Here is a 19,078-nt window from a genome sequence, read left to right as displayed (position 1 = left end):
GTGCAGCGGGAGCACAGGAACGCGCATGTGGTGATCGTGGGGGGTGACGATGTCAGCTATGGGGCGAGGCCCAAGGACGCGAAGAACTGGCGGGAAAAGATGCTGGCCGAGGTGGGGAGCCAGTTCGACCCCACGCGCACGCATTTCATGGGCAAGCTGCCCTATGCGGACTACAAGCGGGTGCTGCAGGTGTCGTCAGCGCATGTGTATTTGACCTATCCGTTTGTGCTGAGCTGGTCGTGTTTGGAGGCGATGGCGACGGGGTGCCGGATGGTGGCGAGTGATGTGGGGCCGGTGAGGGAGGTGATGGAGGAGGGGATGTCTATGTGCAGGCCGTTGAATGCGGGGGCCTTGGGTACTGCGCTGTCTCAGGCCTCAACGTCCTGGTCCGGGCACTCGCAGGAGCGGGAGCTCCTCCAGTCGATGCGCCGCGACGTTCGCCATCGCTATGGGACGGCGGAGGGCTTGCATCAGTTGGGCCAAGTGATCGATCCGGCCCTTGGGGCTGTGCAGCACCCAAGGCAGGCCTCTGCGGCGGCCTCGATGGTGGAAACTCCGAGGCAGGTAATGGCATGTATGGAAAGTGTTAGACCATGACGATTTCCCTGAAGACCAAGCTCCTGCTGGCTGCCGTGGTGCTGCTGGTGGGCAGCTGCAAAGTGCACTCTTTGTATGAGCGGCGACTGTATGAGCGCCCGGTAAAGGAACCGTCGCCGTGGACGGAGTTCGTGCCCGTCAAAGGGCAGCCGCTCCCCGTGCCCAAGCAATGGCTGGCCGATGAGGAAGCCCGGAAAGCGCATGACCTGGTGCTGCCGCAGAACCTGGGGCAGTTGATGGTGCCCTTCGACTTTGAAGCGGCGCGTTGGAAGGCCTGGCTGCCGCAGGGCAAGAGTGTGGGGGATCAGTATCTGGAACACCTTTGCACTTATGAGGCAGGGGAATGGGTGTTCAAGGTGACGGAGCCGCAGGACGGGATTTATATAGCAAGGACGGCTGAATATATGCCGAATGATGGTCTATACAAGGTGTGGGATTATGAGGCCCCCCTATTGGAAAATAGCTGGAACGTTCGTAAAGATGTGTCGGAAGATGCTGAAAATAGGCGTGTGGTATTTAAAGATGGCCCCGGTTCATATGTTGGTTGGGCAGGTGATGATAATAAATCGCACTATCGATTCGTTGAGATTCCCAATGTGGGTAGAATTTGGCAGAAGAAGTTTGATGCGCCCTATTTGCATTTGTGGGGTTATCATGAGGAGGTGATCAATCCGGCGAGGATTCCAGAGGTGCCAATGCAGGCTAAGGGGATTGACAGGCCAACGGCTCGGTACGGAATTACTTGGCGTGGTTTGAGGCGATTGCAAGATCGCGAGAACAGGATATCTGGTTACGAGCAGATGGCGTACGACTTGGAGACGGGGGAAGTCATTGCGCTTCGCCGGCAATTCGCAAGAATGCAACCATTTGGCGGAAAGCCGACTTTTGGCGCTCCGGATGTATGTGAAAGAATCAAAAGAGGTCCCAACTACCAGGAGTGGAGTCATGGGATTGCGGTGATTTCAATAAGATCCGTGAACCCTGCAAGTGCCAGCTTGTTTGTGGATCCATACCCAAAAAACTTTAAGGAGGAATGAAAAATGTCTGACGCAAAATTTGATGCAAAATACTACTATCTGCGATACCTGGCGCAGGTGGCTGCAGAGTCATATTTAAAAGTCAAGGACGCCGCTGGCAATGTGGTTCTCTTGGGGGGGGTGGATCTCGATAACGCGTTGAGGCTTGGGGCGAATAGAAAAGACTCTGGTCTTGGTAGCAACGGCCATACCCAATTGACGGATCAGCAGATCGCAGAGTTCCTCTCCACCTACCAACTCATCGATCAGTGGGCAGATAACCCGACGGCCATCGGTAATTCGTTCACGGCGCCGCTGAAGCTGGCCAATGGCACGATTGTGCCTTCCAATACCGGGTTTTCAGCGACGCTGATGGCGGTGAAAGATAAGCCGGGTGAGTATGTTTTTTCAATCCGCTCAACAGAGATTTCCGGATGGGAGTCTGGCGGGGACAAGTCGCGCGATGGGGTAGGTGCTGATTTCTTTGGAATTACTACTGGTGGAGGGTATGCTTGGGCACAGATAGACGCTATGCGTTATTATGTTCAGTGGCTTCGTGAGAATAATATTCTTCCCAGTGGTGCCAAAGTTCACGTGACTGGATTTAGCTTGGGTGGGCACCTTGCTCTTGCATTTGAGCAGCTATATGGTGCTGGGCAAGGTGGCTTTACATTGGTGGATGGCACGACATTTAACGGCGCAGGGTTGGGAGGGAAGTCCGCTGGATCTGGTCTGACGGAAATGTCAAACTATTATCGATCACAGCTTGCGTCGCCAACATGGTTGCCAGATCTTGATATTGATGATCCTGATAATAAGATGCTGGCTACGCAGTACAAGAATGCTAAGGCTGCGGCCAGCGCAGGTGCAAAGCTTCCGGAGGTAAACATATATGAAGACGCTCGGCACGCATGGGCGCAGGCGGCGGCAAAGAAGAAGTTTGATACGAAATGGGTGGCTGGCGGTGTTTTCTATCCAAGCCTAGGTGCTAGTCCTGGCTACGAAAGCAGTGTCGTAAAGGGTCTTTACGGTAAGGAGTTGGCTGGAAATATGAATATGACAGCCACGTCTGGGTACCATCCGGCCACAATCGGGATTCCAGTTGAATCCCAGCCACTTTTGGAAGGTGGCCTCGGATCTGATGGGGACTACACCAATGGTCATTCCATAACGCTAGTTGGAGACTCGTTAGCGCTGATTCGGGCTCTCCAGAAGCTGGATCCGACGCTCAGCCTTGAATCCTACGAGAAATTTGGAAAATGGGCATCGAATAAGCGTACGGACAACCTTGCTGGCGCTGACTATGAGTTTGATGTTCTTGAGAACTTGCTGGATGCACTAAGAAGGCTTCTGCAGGGTGACTCCATTGTGAGCACTAAAGTGGTGCCTGGTGGTAAGCCTGTTTCCCAGGGGTTTAGTGATCCTGAGGCTCGTGCGGAATATTACAAAAATATCAATGAACTGGCCTCGTTGGAAAAATTTGCAACGTTGGAGAAGAAGGTTAAATTTGTAGACCCACAGTCAGTTCCTGATAGTAAGAAGGCATGGGTTGAATTTATTGAGTTGGAGAGAACGGATTTCTCAGCATTTTTGACGTTGTATACGCTCAGTCCCTATCAAATCAAAGCAGTTGATGGGGCGGCTAACGTCGCGCTAGAGTCTGCATTGAATTCTGGTTGGAAGGATATATATACGAAGTGGAAGGCGGATCAAAACCTCTCTCCTTCGGAGCAAACATTCAGCAATCAGTGGCTGGAGGCTCGTCAGCAACTGCTTTTCGCGCTCCTTCGTGCTAATGCGCTGAACAAGGATGCTTTGTTGGCAGAGGTCCCTGGTGTGAGTGCAGGGCTGCTAGCTGACGCCAAAATTAAACGGACAGTCACTATTTCTGGTGGCAATGGTTCAGAAATTCGCTTTGGTGACGACAAGGCCAACGTAATTACAGCAAGTGAAATATCGAAGTCCGAGTTGTATGGGCAAGACGGTAACGACACTCTGACGGGCGGGCAGTTTGCTGACTATCTGGAAGGAGGTGATGGTGACGATAGTCTCGTCGGAGGTAAGGGGCTTGACACGCTTCGCGGCGGCGGCGGCGGCGACAAACTCTTCGGCGGCGACAACGCCGACTTGTTGCATGGCGGCAAAGGTAAGGATGAGCTTGACGGCGACGCGGGCGACGACGCGCTGTTTGGCGGAGCCGGTAGCGACATCCTGCGCGGTGGCGCCGACAACGACTTCTTGTTCGACGTTGGGGACGCCGAGCAAAACTCTTTGCGCGGCGGCTCCGGGAGCGACTATCTGGAGGTCAAGGGCGGTACCGGCGCCAGTATCCTGGACGGCGGCATCGGCAACGACCAGCTGCTGGGCAGCAAGGAAGCGAACAACATACTATCGGGTGGCAAAGGGAATGACTCCATCGCCGGCGGTGATGACATGGACATCATCGACGGCGATGGCAATGCGGACGGCGAAGGAGGTGGCCTTCCAGACGGCGCTGATCTGATCGAGGCCGGCGGCGGCGCCGACATCATCACCGGCGGCGGCGGTGCCGACCTGCTTCGTGGCGGCAGCGGCGATGACACCTACAAGTTTGACCTTGCCAATTTCGGGACCGATACCATCGAGGACTGGCAGGGGTCCAATGTGCTGCAATTTGGCGCGACCCCGCTGACGACGGCTGCTTACAACGCTGAAAAGAGGGCCTGGGTGGCCGGCAACGGGCTGGAGATCCGCAAGCTTGAATCCGGCGGTCGGGTCACGCTGGCCATCAGCAATCCTCTCGATGCCAAGAGCACGCTCTACCTGCGGAACTGGGCGCCGGGTGATCATGGCTTGACGCTGACGGGTGCGCCTGCCGCACCGGCCAAACCTGCTACGACGCCCCGCACGCAAACCGCCCGGCCCGAAAACAATAACGTCGATTTCATGAGAGGTGAGGACGGCGACGCCATGGACGGCGGCGCTGGCAATGACATCCTGCGCGGCACCGACGAGAACAGCCTCCTGTTGGGAGGCAGTGGACATGACCTCCTGGATGGTCGCGATGGTGATGACTGGATTGATGGCGGCGACGATGCCGACTTGATCCTGACTGGCAAAGGCAAGGACGTTGTCTACGGTGGTGCAGGCGGTGATCTGGTCCGTGTGGGCTACAAGTTCGACATGTACCGGGACCGGGTGGATTACCAGGATACGGACCCGGCGAAGATCTTCTACAACGAGGGCGCGGCCATTGGCGAATGGCTGTGGACGGGAGACGTCGATACGTCGACGCAGTTCTACTACTACGTCAGCGACAACGAGAATCCGACGAATCCAAACCGCACGCAGTACACGATTCCTCACCCGGAGCTGGCCAATTTCGACATCAGCTTCAAGGCGCAGTTGGGCAAGGAATCATCGCCACCGTCCTATCTGTGGTGGATGACTTCAGTCGGTGCCACGGTGCCAAGCCTGGAGCCCTCCGTCGACGTGACGATGACCCTTGGCTACAAGATGTGGGTGTGGCGCGATATCGAGCTAAAGCAAAGTCTGAAGCCCGATCCAGCCCAGCTTGGGCAGCCCAAGGAGTTCAAGCTCTCGCTCAGCAACGGAAAGTGGATCCTGCCCGCAGGTACAAACGCCGCTGGAGCCCAGGTCTGGGGGGGAGCAGGTGATGACGTCATCTATGGCGCCAACGACAACGACAAGCTGCAGGGTGACACCGGCAACGACCTGCTGGTCGGCTATGACGGCAACGATGAACTGGCTGGCGGGGACGGCAAGGACTCGCTGTCCGGCGGCGACGGCCGGGACCTGCTGGATGGGGGCATCGACGCGGACCAACTGATCGGAGGGCTTGGCGCTGATGTGATCTATGGCGGCACTGGCGACGACCAACTGGTGGGGGACGCCCCCTACCAGCTGGAAACGAAGGACTATCCGAAGGCATTGAATCGCAATGCCATGGGGGGCGACTTCCTGGATGGGGGCGCCGGCAAGGACACGCTGTGGGGTGACCATGGCGACGACCTGCTCTACGGAGGCACCGAGAACGACCTCGTCTTTGGTGGCGAGGGCGATGACCGAGCCTTCGGAGATCAGGGCGACGACACACTGTGGGGCAATGCCGGTGGTGATCACCTCGATGGCGGCCTTGGCAAGGACGTTCTGCTGGGTGGAGACGGTGGCGACCTGCTGCAGGGCGGAAGCGGAGAGGACAAGTTGGAGGGCGGGGCGGACGACGATCGGCTCGATGGCGGAGACGACAAGGACCTTCTCGTCGGCGGCGCTGGCAGCGACCAACTGCGAGGTGACCTCGGTGATGACGTGCTGCAAGGAGATGCTGGCGGCTCTGCAGACGGTGCAGACATCCTCGAGGGCGGAGCAGGCAACGACCAACTCGTGGGGGGTGGGGGCAGCGACCGCTACGTCTTCAATATCGGAGACGGTAAGGACGTCATCACTGATGACGGTGCCGGCGGTGCACGCAACATGCTTCTTTTCAAGTTCTCGGCAGACGAGGGTAGGGTCAAGCTTCAAAGCTCGGGCAAGGACCTGCTCGTCACCTATGGAAGCACTGATTCGATCCTGGTGAAGGGCTACTACGTCTCCAAGGCCTTCGGCCTCGGCTTCGAAGGCGTGAGCGCTGATGACAGCGACCGCGGGGAGGCCCAGCGCCCGATCGAATCCATCGTCTTCGAGGACGGCACCGTCTGGACCACGGAGGACATCCTGGCCATGGCACCGCCCCCGGAGGAGCCGCCTGCCACGGAGGACCCGTACGCGAACCTGGCACCGCTCTACTTCATCAATTCGCTGCTGAGTCGGGAAGAGACCCAGGCGGCGGGCAAGCACACGCTGAGCTTCTCCTTCTCCAACGTGCCTACTCCGGGCGCCACGGGCGCGGCCTTGTTCACCGCCGAGCAGCAGCAGGCCGTGCGCGAAGCACTGGCCTGCTACAGCGATGTGCTGAATCTGTCATTCACGGAGGTGGCCAGCGGCACGGCCTCGGACCTGACCTTCTACCTGGACGATCTCGCCTCGGCTGAGAAGTCCGCCTACAGCGGCTATGCGGAGCCCTCCACGGGCGCCATCCACTTCAACAGCACGCTCTACAGCGAGCAACTGCTGGACGAGTTCGGCCAGCTGGTCACCCGCGGCTCCCTCTCCAAGGGCTCGGCCGGCTTCCCCATCATCCTTCACGAGGTGGGCCACGCCCTGGGGCTGAAGCACCCCTTCGAGGGCCCGACGCTGCCGGCGCGCGAGGACAACTGGGACAACACCCTGATGTCCTACACCGGTGGCACGCGCATGCCTACGGAACTGGCGGCCTTTGACGTTGCGGCACTGCAGTCGCTCTATGGCGTGGCGGGCAGCCGAAATGCGGGAGACAACCGCTATGGCCTCTCGGATCGTTTCATCGCCGACAGCGGCGGGGTGGACACTGTGGACGCCAGTGCCGAAACGCAGGACGTGACGATCCAGCTGGCGCCGGGCAGCTGGAACTACCGAGGTGCCAAGAGTACGAGCATCCTCGCGGACGGCCAGTCCTTCATCGGGCTCACGACGCAGATCGAGCACGCCGTGGGCGGCTCCGGCAACGACACGCTGAGTGGCTCCGACGGTGCCAACAGCCTGCGTGGCGGCGCCGGCACCGACACCCTGAGCGGCCTGAAAGGCAGCGACACGCTGGAAGGCGGCGCAGGTGCCGACACCTACTTCTTCGCCCTGGGCGACGGTGCCGACACCGTGGTGGACAGCGGCGCAGACAGCAAGCTGGTTTTCGACAAGGGCGTGAGCCTGGCCAGCCTGGACTACGTCGACGGGCAGCTGCGCTACGGCGCGCTGGGTGACGCCATCACGGTGTCCATCAACGAGATCGCCAGCGTGGCGATGGACGAAGGGACCCTCTCCGGCGATGTCCTGCGGCAGATGCTGGTGGGCGACGTGACGCTGGCAGAGGGCGATGTGAACGGCCAGCTGCTGGGCTCGGCCAACCGCAATCTGACCGGCAACGCGCTCGACAACCTGCTCACCGGCAATGCCGGGCGCAACCTCATCGTCGGCGGCGCAGGTAAGGACACGCTCAAGGGCGCTGCAGGCGACGACTCGCTGCAGGGGGGGGGCGGTGACGACACCCTGGATGGCGGCGCCGGGAATGACCAGCTGTATGGCGGCAGCGCGACCGAGGCCGGTGGTGGCAACGACACCTACCTGTTCGGGCGCGGAAGCGGCCAGGACACCCTCTTCGAATCGCTGACTGATGCCGACCAGGATCGCGTGCGCTTCGTGGGCCTGACCGAGGCCGACGTCGACTTCAGCTCGCGCGGCAGCGACCTCGTCATCCAGGTCAAGGGCTCGGACGAGCAACTCACGATCGCCGGCTATTTCGCCTCGGCCGAGGCGCGCACGGTGGAGAGCCTCGAGTTCGAGGGAGGCCTGGTCCTGGACAAGGCAGCCGTCAGCACGCGACTGACCACCAACTTCATCGGCACGGCCGGTGACGACACGCTGACGGGCTCGGCCCTGGCCGACCGCATCGAGGGGGCGGCGGGCAACGATTCGCTGTCCGGTCAGCTGGGCGATGACACGCTGATCGGCGGGGCAGGCAATGACACCCTGGAGGGGGGCGCAGGCAATGACCTGCTCTATGGCGGCAACAGTACCGACAACGGAGGCGGCAACGACCTCTACCTCTTCGGGCGCGGCAGCGGCCAGGACACGATCTTCGAATCGCTGACGGAGGCCGACCAGGACCGCATCCGCCTGGTGGGGGTGTCCGAGCGCGACGTCGCCTTCCAGAACGTGGGCGGCGACCTGCTCATCAGCATCGAGGGGACGGACGACCGCCTGCGGGTGGTCGGCTACTTCTCTTCAGGCAGCGCGCGGACGGTGGAGACCATCCAGTTCGGCTCGGGAACCGTGCTGGACAAGACGGCCGTGAGCCGACGCCTGCCTATCCTGCTCAATGGCACGGCGGGCAATGACACGCTGAAGGGCACCAGCGGCAATGAGCGCATCAGTGGCGCCGACGGCAATGATGACCTGAGCGGCAACGACGGCAATGACACCCTCATCGGCGGTGCCGGCAATGACTTCGTGATGGGGAACGGAGGCGCAGACACCTACGTGTTCAGGCGCGGCGACGGCCAGGACGTGCTGTTCGACAGCCCGGACTATCTCGATGGCGGCAACGCCGATCGCCTGCAGTTCGGACCGGGCATCGCCCTGTCGGACCTGGTCCTCACGGCTGTGGCCGACCTGCCTTCAGACAACCCGGACTTCAAGAACACCGATGGCCTGAACTCGACCGCGCTGCTGGTGCAGCTGCGCGATTCGACGGACCGCCTGCTGGTGCGCGACTTCTTCACCGATACCGGTTTCATCGAAGAGTTCGCCTTCGCGGACGGTACCGTCTGCACCGAGGCGCAACTGCTGGAGCTGGTGAAGAAGCCGGTGGGTACCGACGGCAGCGAGGCAGTGCGCGGAGGCGCGGGCGCGGACCTGGTCCGCGGCCTTGGCGGTGACGACGTACTTCGCGGCCTGGGTGGCGATGACACCCTGGAAGGCGGCGATGGCAATGACAAGCTGCTCGGCGACCAGGGTAATGACTCGCTGCTCGGCGGGGCTGGCAAGGACACGCTCATCGGGGGGGCCGGCAACGACCGCCTGGAGGGCGGGGATGGCCTGGATCAGCTGAATGGCGGGGATGGTGACGACCTGCTCATTTCTCGCGGCGACGACGATCGCCTCTCCGGCGGCCAGGGCAACGACACGCTGGACTCCGGCATCGGCGGCCTGTCGACCGGGAACGCGACCTTCTACGGTGACCAGGGCAGCGACACCTTCATCCTGCGCGCCGGCATGGGCCGGATCTACCTCACGGTCAACGAGGACGACCCGACCGCCGTGGACGTGATCCAGATGCCGGACTTCAAGCTCGATGATGTGCTCATTACCCAGAACGGCTCGTCGCTGATCATCACGTCGAAGGCCAATCCCAAGGATGTGGCGACCATCGCCGGTCCGTGGAAAAACGGCAGCACCTCCACCATGGTGCTGGATAGCATCAAATTTGCCGACGGCACCGAGCTGACGACCGACCAGCTGATCCGCCTGTCACTCACCGGAACACCGAACAGCGACAGGCTCAAGGGCTCTGACCTGGGTGACACCATGGACGGTGGCGGCGGCTATGACCTCCTGTACGGCCAGGATGGCGACGACCTGATCCGCGGTGGCACCGGCAACGACTCGCTCTACGGCATGCGCGGCAGCGACACGCTGGAAGGCGGCGAGGGCGATGACGAGCTTTACGGCACGGGTGAGGGCATCAGTGTCGGCGACGGGTCCAACCTGCTGGTTGGCGGAGCCGGCAACGACAAGAACGTTGGCGGACTCGGCAACGACACCTATGTGTTCGGCCGCGGCGACGGCTATGACTCGATCGAGGACACGCAAGGCGGATCGGACGTCCTGAAGTTCGGCGTAGGCGTGCTTCCCACTGACGTCCAGCTTGTCCGCGACGGCAACGACCTTGTTGCCGTGATCGACGGCAGCAGCACGCAGGCCCGCATCAAGGGCTTCTACGGCGTCGCGAACCGACCCGTGGAGAGCATGGTGTTCAGCAATGGCGTGAGCTGGGACCTGGCCAAGATCGAATCCCTGGCCATCAGTGGCACCGTCAATTCGCTGACGGGCACGGCTGGCGACGATGTGTTCGTGGTCGACAACGCCAGCGACACCATCACCGAGGCGGCCAACGCCGGCATCGACGAGGTGCGCAGCTCGGTGACCTACACGCTGCCCAACAACGTCGAGAACTTCACGGCGACGGGCCTGCTGAACCTGGTCATCCAGGGCAATGACGGAGACAACGTGCTCCGCGGCAATGTCGGCAACAACGTATTCCGCGGTAGCAAGGGCAATGACCAGGTGTTCGGCGGACTGGGAGACGATACCTACTACATCGAGCAAGGCACCAAGGGGCTCGTCATCACGGAGCTTGCCGATGAGGGCATGGACACGCTGCTCCAGCTCGATGGGGACTGGGGATGGAGCTGGTGCGACGTCACCCTTCCGGCCAACGTCGAGCGCCTGATCATGGGCGCGTCATCGACGACCTGGAGCAACGGCTTCAAGGAGGACATTCCTCGCTATGGCACAGGCAACGTCCTCGACAACTACATCAGTGGTGACCGCGCTGCGGCCAACTATCTGGACGGACTCCAGGGGCGAGACACCTTGGTCGGGGGCAGCTGCTCGGATGTGTTTGCCGTGGATCGCGAAGATGATGTCGTCGTCGATGGCTACGCCAACGAGAAGGGCGATGTCAACACTGCCGTCCGACTTTTCCGGGACGCAGAGATCGTGTTTGGCACAGGGGATCTGGTGGTGTCCACGGCCGCCCGGTACACCTTGTCGGCGAACATCGAGAACCTGTTCCTGAAGGGGATCAGTCCAGCGAATGGAACGGGCAACAGTCTCGCTAACGTCATCGTTGGCAATGACGCCGTCAATCGGATCGACGGCGGGGGCGGCGATGACAAGTTGTTCGACAACGCCTACCGCACCAACGACTGGGGCAATCCGGCCAGCCCCGATGCCTACGCCTCCGACAGCGACACCCTGTTGGGTGGCGAAGGCAACGACCAGCTGACCGCCTTCAACGGCAATGACTCGCTCGAGGGCGGTGCGGGTGACGACGTGTTGACGGCCCGTGCGGGCCGCACGGTCTTCGTCGGCGGCCTGGACAACGACCTCCTGCAGGGGGGCGGCCAAGGCGCCACCTACCGCTATGCAAGGGGGGACGGGAACGACACCATCGACTGCACGACTTTCGTCGGCGGCAATGGAAAGGACGCGCTGGAGTTCGGTCCCGGCATCAATGCAGCCGACGTGACGCTGGAGCAGACGGGCACGAACAATGCCGACCTGCTGCTGCGCGTCGCGGGCGGTGGCAGCGTGCTGGTCAAGTCCTACTTCAAGGTCACGGAGGCCGACGCGAACTACCGTGGCAACGCCCTCGATTCGATCCGCTTTGCCGACGGTACTGCCTGGAAGCCCAATGCAGTGCTGATCAAGCTGGGCTTGCCCCATGACGTCGAGGGCACCGAGGGCAACGATGTGCTGCTGGGCGATGCCGGCGTCAACGAGATCCATGCCTATGGCGGGGACGACCAGATCAGCGGCGATGCCGGCAATGATCGACTCTATGGCGATGCCGGAACGGACACGATCTCTGGCGGCACCGGCAACGACCTGCTGGCGGGTGGCGCCGGCAGCGATGTCTACCGCTTCTCGCGCGGCGATGGCGTCGACGTGATCCAGGAACTGGCGCTGGTGGCGGAGGCCAACACGCTGGAGTTCGGTCCCGGCATCAGGCCTGCCGATATTGTCTTCACGCGGGCCGATTCACGGACCCCCTCCTACGCCGAACCGAGAGGCAACAGCCTGGTGCTGTCCATCAAGGGCAGCACTGACCAGGTGGTCATCGAGAACTACTTTGCCCGGGAAGATTGGTCCAACGCGAACCTGCCGCTCACGACCATCCGCTTCACGGCCGACGGGAATACCTGGACGCCCGCCCAGTTCGCGAGCCTGGCCCGCTGGAAGGTGGGCAGTGCCGGCAACGACACGCTCAGCACCGGAACGGACGGCGGCCTGCTCGAAGGCCTGGCCGGCAATGACTCGCTCAAGGGCAGCGACTACGCGGACACCCTGTTCGGCGGTGCCGGCAACGACACGCTGGACGGTGGGCGGGGCGCGGATTCGCTGGTCGGTGGCGATGGCGATGACACCTACCTCAACCCCGAAGACCAGGCGCTCATTGTTGAGGGCGTCGATGGCGGCTTCGACACCCTGGTCGGGCGCAACGACCTGCGTGGCTTGGCCAATGTCGAGGGTCTGGTTGCGAACCCCGTGGCCTGGCTGATCTATGGCAACGAGCTGGGCAATCGCATCACGGGCAACGCCGACGACAACAAGATCTACGGCGGGGCCGGCAACGACACGCTGGACGGTGGATCGGGTGGTCTCGACGAGCTGAGAGGCGAGGCAGGCGATGACACCTATCTCATCAAGGACACGGCCAAGAATGCGCTGGTCTCGGAGCAGGCCAACGAGGGGGTGGACACGATCATCAACCAGGACCTGTCCTCGGTGAACTACGTGATCTCCCTTGGCGCCAACATCGAGAACTACCGCTGGGAGGTGGGCGCTGCGCACAACATCAACGGCAACGAGCTGGACAACCAGATCACCGGTGGCGGCGGTGCCGACAGCCTGTTCGGTGGAGCCGGTAACGACACCTTGATCGGCAACGGGGGCAATGACTCGCTGCAGGGTGATGCCGGCAATGACTCCCTGGTCGGTGGCGACGGGCGGGACAGTCTCTACGGGGGCGTCGGCAACGACACGCTCGACGGCGGCACCGGCGACGACTTCCTTGTCGGTGGCGAGGGCACGGATGTGTACCTGTGGGGCCGCGGCAGCGGCTCGGACGAAATCTCCGGGTCGGTTTCCGACCTGACCGATTGCGTCAAGCTGACCGGCGGGCTGCTCGAGGCCGACCTGCTGGTCGGTGCCTCGGGCGCTTCAGGCCTGGACCTGCGCCTGTCGGTGCGGGGCATTTCTGAGGTGTTGACGGTCACCAACTTCTTCGCAGCCGGCTCTCAGATGACGCTGGCAATGGCGGATGGCCTGGTGCTCGACGTCGCCGCAGTGCGTGCCAAGCTGAGCTTTGAGGGCACGGCCGGGGATGACTTCATCGCAGGAACGGCAGCCGCCGACCGCCTGGATGGCAAGGGCGGCCAGGACACGCTGCAAGGCGGCGCCGGTCAGGACACCTACGTGATCCACAGCGGGCTCGAAACCATCAACGACCCCGACTCGGACAGCATCATCCTGCTCGCGTCGGATCTGCCCCCTGGGATGGGCTATCGCACCTCTTCCGCGGCGCGCGTCGAGCTGATGGAAGGGAGCCTGGCTACCATCTCCATCGACGGAAGCAACCCCGTCACGCTGGTGGGCAATGCCGATGGCAACCAGATGTCCGGCGGCGCCGGCAATGACACGCTCGTCGGCAATGGTGGGAACGACACCCTGACTGGCGGCGCCGGATATGACACCTACCGGGTGAGGCTTGATGATGGGCTGACCATCGTCAACGAATCCCAGGGCCTGGGCGACGGCGGTGAGCTGAAGCTCTCGGCCGCGGCACCGGGAACGTCCGTGCAGCTGTGGGTGAGCAGCGTGGACGGATCGCTGAACATCGAGCAGAACGGCGAACTGCGCGTCAAGGTCGGCGGCTTCCAGGTTGGGAACGATCTGGCGCAGCGGCCCATCAATTCCATCACGCTGCCGGATGGCACGGTGCTCACCGGCGACCTGCTCTCTGGTGCGGCCTTCGGTCGTTCCGGGAACGGCAACGACGAGTTGATGGGGTCCGCGCACGACGAGGTGCTGTGGGGGCTTGGCGGATCGGACACGCTGCATGGCGGTGGCCGCGACTGGCTTGTGGGCGGGGATGGGGCCGATCGCTATGTGATCGATGGCACCACGCTGCAGTCTCTCTACATCGAGGACAACTGGGCCGATGCCGGCAGCGCCTCCTCCATCAAGCTCGAGGGCATGCAGGCGACCGACGTGCGTGTCGCCAATATGTACGGCCTGCTGGTGGTCTACCGGTCGACGGACGGTGCGGAGATCCTGCTGTCCGGCTGGAACGACGCCAATCCGACGGGCGCCATCAACAGCCTGCAGAGCCTGACCTTTGCCGATGGCACCGTATGGACCCAGGCGCAGCTGCTCAGCAAGATGGACATGACGGTCGTCTCCAGCGGGGTCGACTACTGGCAAGGTGGCGCCGGCGCCGACGTGGTGGACCTGATGGCGGGCAACGACTATGCAGCCGGTGGCGGAGGTGACGACAGCCTGGCCGGCGGCGATGGCAACGATCTCATGCAGGGCGGCGACGGTGCCGATACCTTGCTGGGCGGGGAGGGCAATGACAGCCTCCAGGGCGAGGCCGGGGACGACCTGCTGATCGGCGGCCTGGGCAATGACGAGTTCACCGACGCCGGCCACGGCAATGACGTCTTCGACGGCGGCGAAGGGGACGACACCCTCTACGCCTCCAACTTCGGTCAGGAGAAGTCGGTGGTTCTGGCCTGGACCGGCGAGGGGCAGGACGCCATCTCTGGCGACGTCCATGGCTACGTCGACGCAGGCGCTGGCGACGACACCGTCAGCACCACGAGTCAACGCCCACTGTTCCTGGTCGCAGGCAAGGGCAACGACGACCTGAGCATCGGCAGCGATGTGGTCATCGCCGCCTTCAACCGCGGCGACGGGCAGGACCGCTTCTCGGATGCCGGCTCCTACGATCCGGTTCAAGATGCTGAGACCAAGATCCGGGTGCTGTCGCTGGGTGGAGGCATCCGCCTCTCCGACATCCAGCTCAGCTTCCCCGAGGGCGATGGCTGCGTCATTGACCTGGGCTCGGGCGACCTGATCCAACTGGTTCGTTCGCCGGCTCGCTGCGCACCCACGCGCCTGCAGCTGATCGAGCAGGGTGTGGTCCGCGTGTTCGACCTGACGGCCGTCGCAGCAGCCTATGACGTATGGAGGTCCAACGGCGGCGAGGCGAACGGGCCCTTCGACGCCCGCGCCCAGTTGCTCGCCCACGAGCAGGTGCTGTCGGCCAACACCGCCTATGGTGGACAGATGGCGGTGGACTACGCGACGGGGCGCCTGCATACGCGTGCCGACGCGGCGTCGCTGCTGCCCTTCTTCGATCGGGCGGATCGTCTGCTGGTTCCGGTGGCCTATGCGGGCACCGGCGTCAATGGCACCGCCAACGCCGACCTGCTGACCGGGACGGCCGAGGCCGATGTCATGAACGGCCTGGCCGGCAATGACACGCTGGATGGCGGCCTCGGGGCCGACACCATGGCCGGTGGCGCAGGCGATGACCGCTTCCTGGTGGACAACACCGGGGACGTCGTCGTGGAGCAGCCCGGCGAAGGCTTCGACACCGTGCGTGCGTCGGTGAGCTATGTGCTGCCGGATGAAGTCGAGGTGCTGGAACTGCAGGGCACGGCGTCCATCAATGGCAAGGGCAATGCGGGCAGCAACCGCGTGGTCGGCAACCCGGGCGCGAATCTGCTGGATGGCGGAGCGGGTGCCGACACCCTGATCGGCGGTCTCGGGAATGACGTCTACGTCGTGGATGACGCGGCGGATGTGGTCACCGAGAACGCCGGCGAGGGCACGGACACCGTGCAGGCCTGGATAAGCCGCGGCCTCGACACCGACGTCGAGAACCTGAGCCTGATGGGAACGGCGGACCTCGCCGGCACGGGCAATGCGCTCAACAATGTGCTGACCGGCAATGCGGGTGCGAACCGCCTGGACGGCGGCGCAGGCGTTGACGTGCTGCAGGGCGGTGCCGGCAACGACACCTACGTGGTGGACAGTACGACCGACACCCTCACCGAACTCGCCGGCGAGGGCCAGGACGCCGTGGAAAGCACGGTGAGCTATACCCTGGGTGCCAACCTGGAGAAGCTGACGCTGATGGGCGTGGCTGCCATCAACGGCACGGGCAACGAGTTGGCCAACACCCTGAACGGCAACGCCGGCAACAACCTCCTCGACGGCGGCACGGGTGCCGACACGATGGCGGGCGGTGCCGGCGATGACACCTACACCGTCGACAACGCCGGTGACGTGGTGAGCGAAGGCACCAGTGCCGGCAACGACCTGGTGAAGACCTCCTTGAGCCTGACACTGGCCGCCAATGTCGAGCGGCTGCTGCTGACGGGCAGCGCCAACCTCAATGGCACGGGCAATGCCCTGGGCAACACGCTGACCGGCAATGCCGGCGCCAACACCCTTGATGGCGGGGCCGGGTCGGACACGCTCATCGGCGGCGCTGGCGACGACATCTATGTGGTCGACGTCCTGGGCGACCAGATCACTGAGAACCTCAACGAAGGCACCGACACTGTGCAGGCCAGCCTGACCTGGACGTTGGGCACCAATCTGGAGAACCTCACCCTGCTGGGCAATGCGGGCAATGCAGGCACCGGCAACGAGCTGAACAACGTGATCACCGGCAATTCGGGCAGCAACAAGCTGACCGGCAATGCGGGCAATGACACGCTGGACGGCGGCGCTGGGGCCGATACCCTGCTGGGCGGGGCCGGCGACGACGTCTATTACGTCGATGCCGGCACCGACGTGGTGACCGAAAACACCGCCGAGGGCACGGACACCATCTTCACGTCTATCGGGCGCAACCTCGACATGAACGTGGAGAACCTGACTCTCACCGGCACGGGCAACGGCAACCTGACCGGCAACGGCTTGGGCAACGTGCTGACCGGAAATGCCGGTGTCAACCGCATCGAGGGCGGCGCTGGCCTCGACACCCTGGTGGGCGGCGCAGGCGACGACACCTATGTGGTCGACACCGCGACGGACACCATCACCGAGCTCGTCGGCGGAGGGACGGACACCGTGGAGTCCTCGGTGAGCCAGACCCTGTCTGCCAATGTGGAGAAGCTGGTCCTGACCAGCACAGGCTCAACGACCGGCACGGGCAATGACTTGGCCAATACCCTGACCGGCAACAGCGGCGCCAACATCCTGGACGGCGGCACGGGTGCGGACACCCTGATCGGCGGTGCGGGCGATGACGTCTACATCGTCGACCAAGCTGGCGACGTGGTGACCGAGAAGGCCGCTGAGGGCACCGACACCGTGAAGTCCTCCGTGACCATCACGGCGCTGGCGGCCGAAGTCGAGAAGCTGGTGCTGACGGGCAGCGCCAACCTCAACGGGACCGGCAATGCCCTGGCTAACACGCTGACCGGCAATGCCGGCGCCAATATCCTCGACGGCGGTGCCGGCCTTGACACCATGACCGGCGGCGCGGGCGACGACACCTACCTGGTCGATACCCTCGGCGAGGTCGTCACCGAGCTGCTGGGCGAGGGCACGGACACGGTGCGGGCCAGCCTGAGCTGGGTCCTCAGCTCCAACGTGGAGAACCTGGTGCTGCTGGGCACCGCAGGCAACACCGCCACGGGCAACACGCTCAACAACGTGCTGACCGGCAACAGCGGCGCTAACCGCTTCGACGGCGGCGCGGGCATCGACACCCTGATCGGTGGTGCCGGCGATGACGTCTACGTGGTGGATACCGCGACCGATGTCATCACCGAACTCGCCAACGAGGGGACGGATACCGTGGAGGCATCGGTGAGCGTCACCCTGGCGGCGAATGTGGAGAAGCTGGTGCTCACGAGTACCGGTTCCACCAGCGGCACCGGGAACGATCTGGCCAACACTCTGACCGGCAATGCGGGCAACAACACCCTGGACGGCGGGCTCGGGGCCGACAACCTGATCGGCGGAGCCGGAGACGATACCTACATCGTCGACAACGTCGGCGACGTGGTGACGGAGCTGGCCGCCGGTGGCAACGACACGCTGAAGGCCTCGGTGAGCATCGCCAGCCTCGCGGCGGAAGTCGAGCGGCTGGTGCTGACCGGGACGTCCAACCTCAATGGCACGGGCAATGCCCTGGCCAATGCCCTCACCGGCAACGCCGGCGCCAACATCCTGGATGGCGGCGCAGGCCTCGACACGATGACGGGCGGTGCCGGCGACGACACCTACCTGGTGGACGTGAGCGGCGAGGTGGTGACGGAATTGGCAGGGGAGGGGACGGACACCGTCAAGTCCGCGGTCTCCTGGAGTCTGGCGGCCAACCTGGAGAACCTCACCTTGCTGGGGACTGCAGGCAACACGGCCACCGGCAACTCGATCGCCAATGTGCTGACCGGCAACGCCGGCGCCAATGCACTGGTCGGCCTCGACGGCAACGACACTCTGGACGGCGGCGCCGGGGCGGACACGCTGACCGGCGGCACCGGGGCCGACACCTATGTCTTCGGCAAGGGTGCAGGGACCGACCTCATCGTCGAGAACGACAGCACCGCCGGGGTCAAGGACGTCGTCAGCCTGGGCGTGACCAAGAGCGAGCTCAAGTTCACGCGCAGCGGCAACAACCTGGTGGCCAGCATCAACGGCACCACGGACAGTCTGACCCTGCAGGACTGGTACCTGGGCACCCAGTACCAGGTCGAGGAGTTCCGCTTCAGCAATGCCGAAGTACTGACCAACGCCCAGGTGCAGGCGCTGGTGGTGGCGATGGCGGGCTTCGGCGGCGCGGCCAGCCTGGGCGTGCTGGGCGAGCCGCTGAGGCAGCAGCATCCGGTGCAGCTGGCGGCTGCGGCACTGTAAGCCACCAATGCGTGGCCGCTCGATCGCACGATCGAGCACGAGAGGGGGCTTCGGCCCCCTCTTTCTTTGTCTGATCAAGGCACGGGCCGTCACGCCCGGGGGAGGGGGCGATTGGCAGCACCACGCTGACGGTGCCGGTGGTGGCGCCGATGCTCAGGCCGATGCTAGGG

3 protein-coding genes are annotated in these 19,078 nt (G+C 63.2%); all 3 read left to right on the top strand.

What is annotated here, in order from left to right; all coding sequences use genetic code 11:
- Positions 1–597, top strand: a 597-nt coding sequence (locus ABDJ40_RS13295) for a glycosyltransferase (protein WP_347610389.1), incomplete at its 5' end; no start/stop codon positions are given.
- A complete protein-coding gene (locus ABDJ40_RS13290; protein ID WP_347610387.1) occupies positions 594–1,634 on the top strand; it encodes a hypothetical protein in 1,041 nt (346 codons plus the stop codon). The genes ABDJ40_RS13295 and ABDJ40_RS13290, both read left to right, overlap by 4 nt.
- A 3-nt stretch (positions 1,635–1,637) precedes the next feature.
- Positions 1,638–18,908: a calcium-binding protein gene (locus ABDJ40_RS13285; protein ID WP_347610385.1), complete on the top strand. Its 17,271-nt coding sequence runs from the start codon at positions 1,638–1,640 to the stop codon at positions 18,906–18,908.
- Positions 18,909–19,078 lie beyond the last annotated feature (170 nt).

It is taken from the genome of Roseateles flavus, from assembly GCF_039872765.1.
GTDB classification, from domain to species: Bacteria; Pseudomonadota; Gammaproteobacteria; order Burkholderiales; family Burkholderiaceae_C; genus Roseateles_B; species Roseateles_B flavus.
This window is presented reverse-complemented; position numbering and strand designations above follow the sequence as displayed.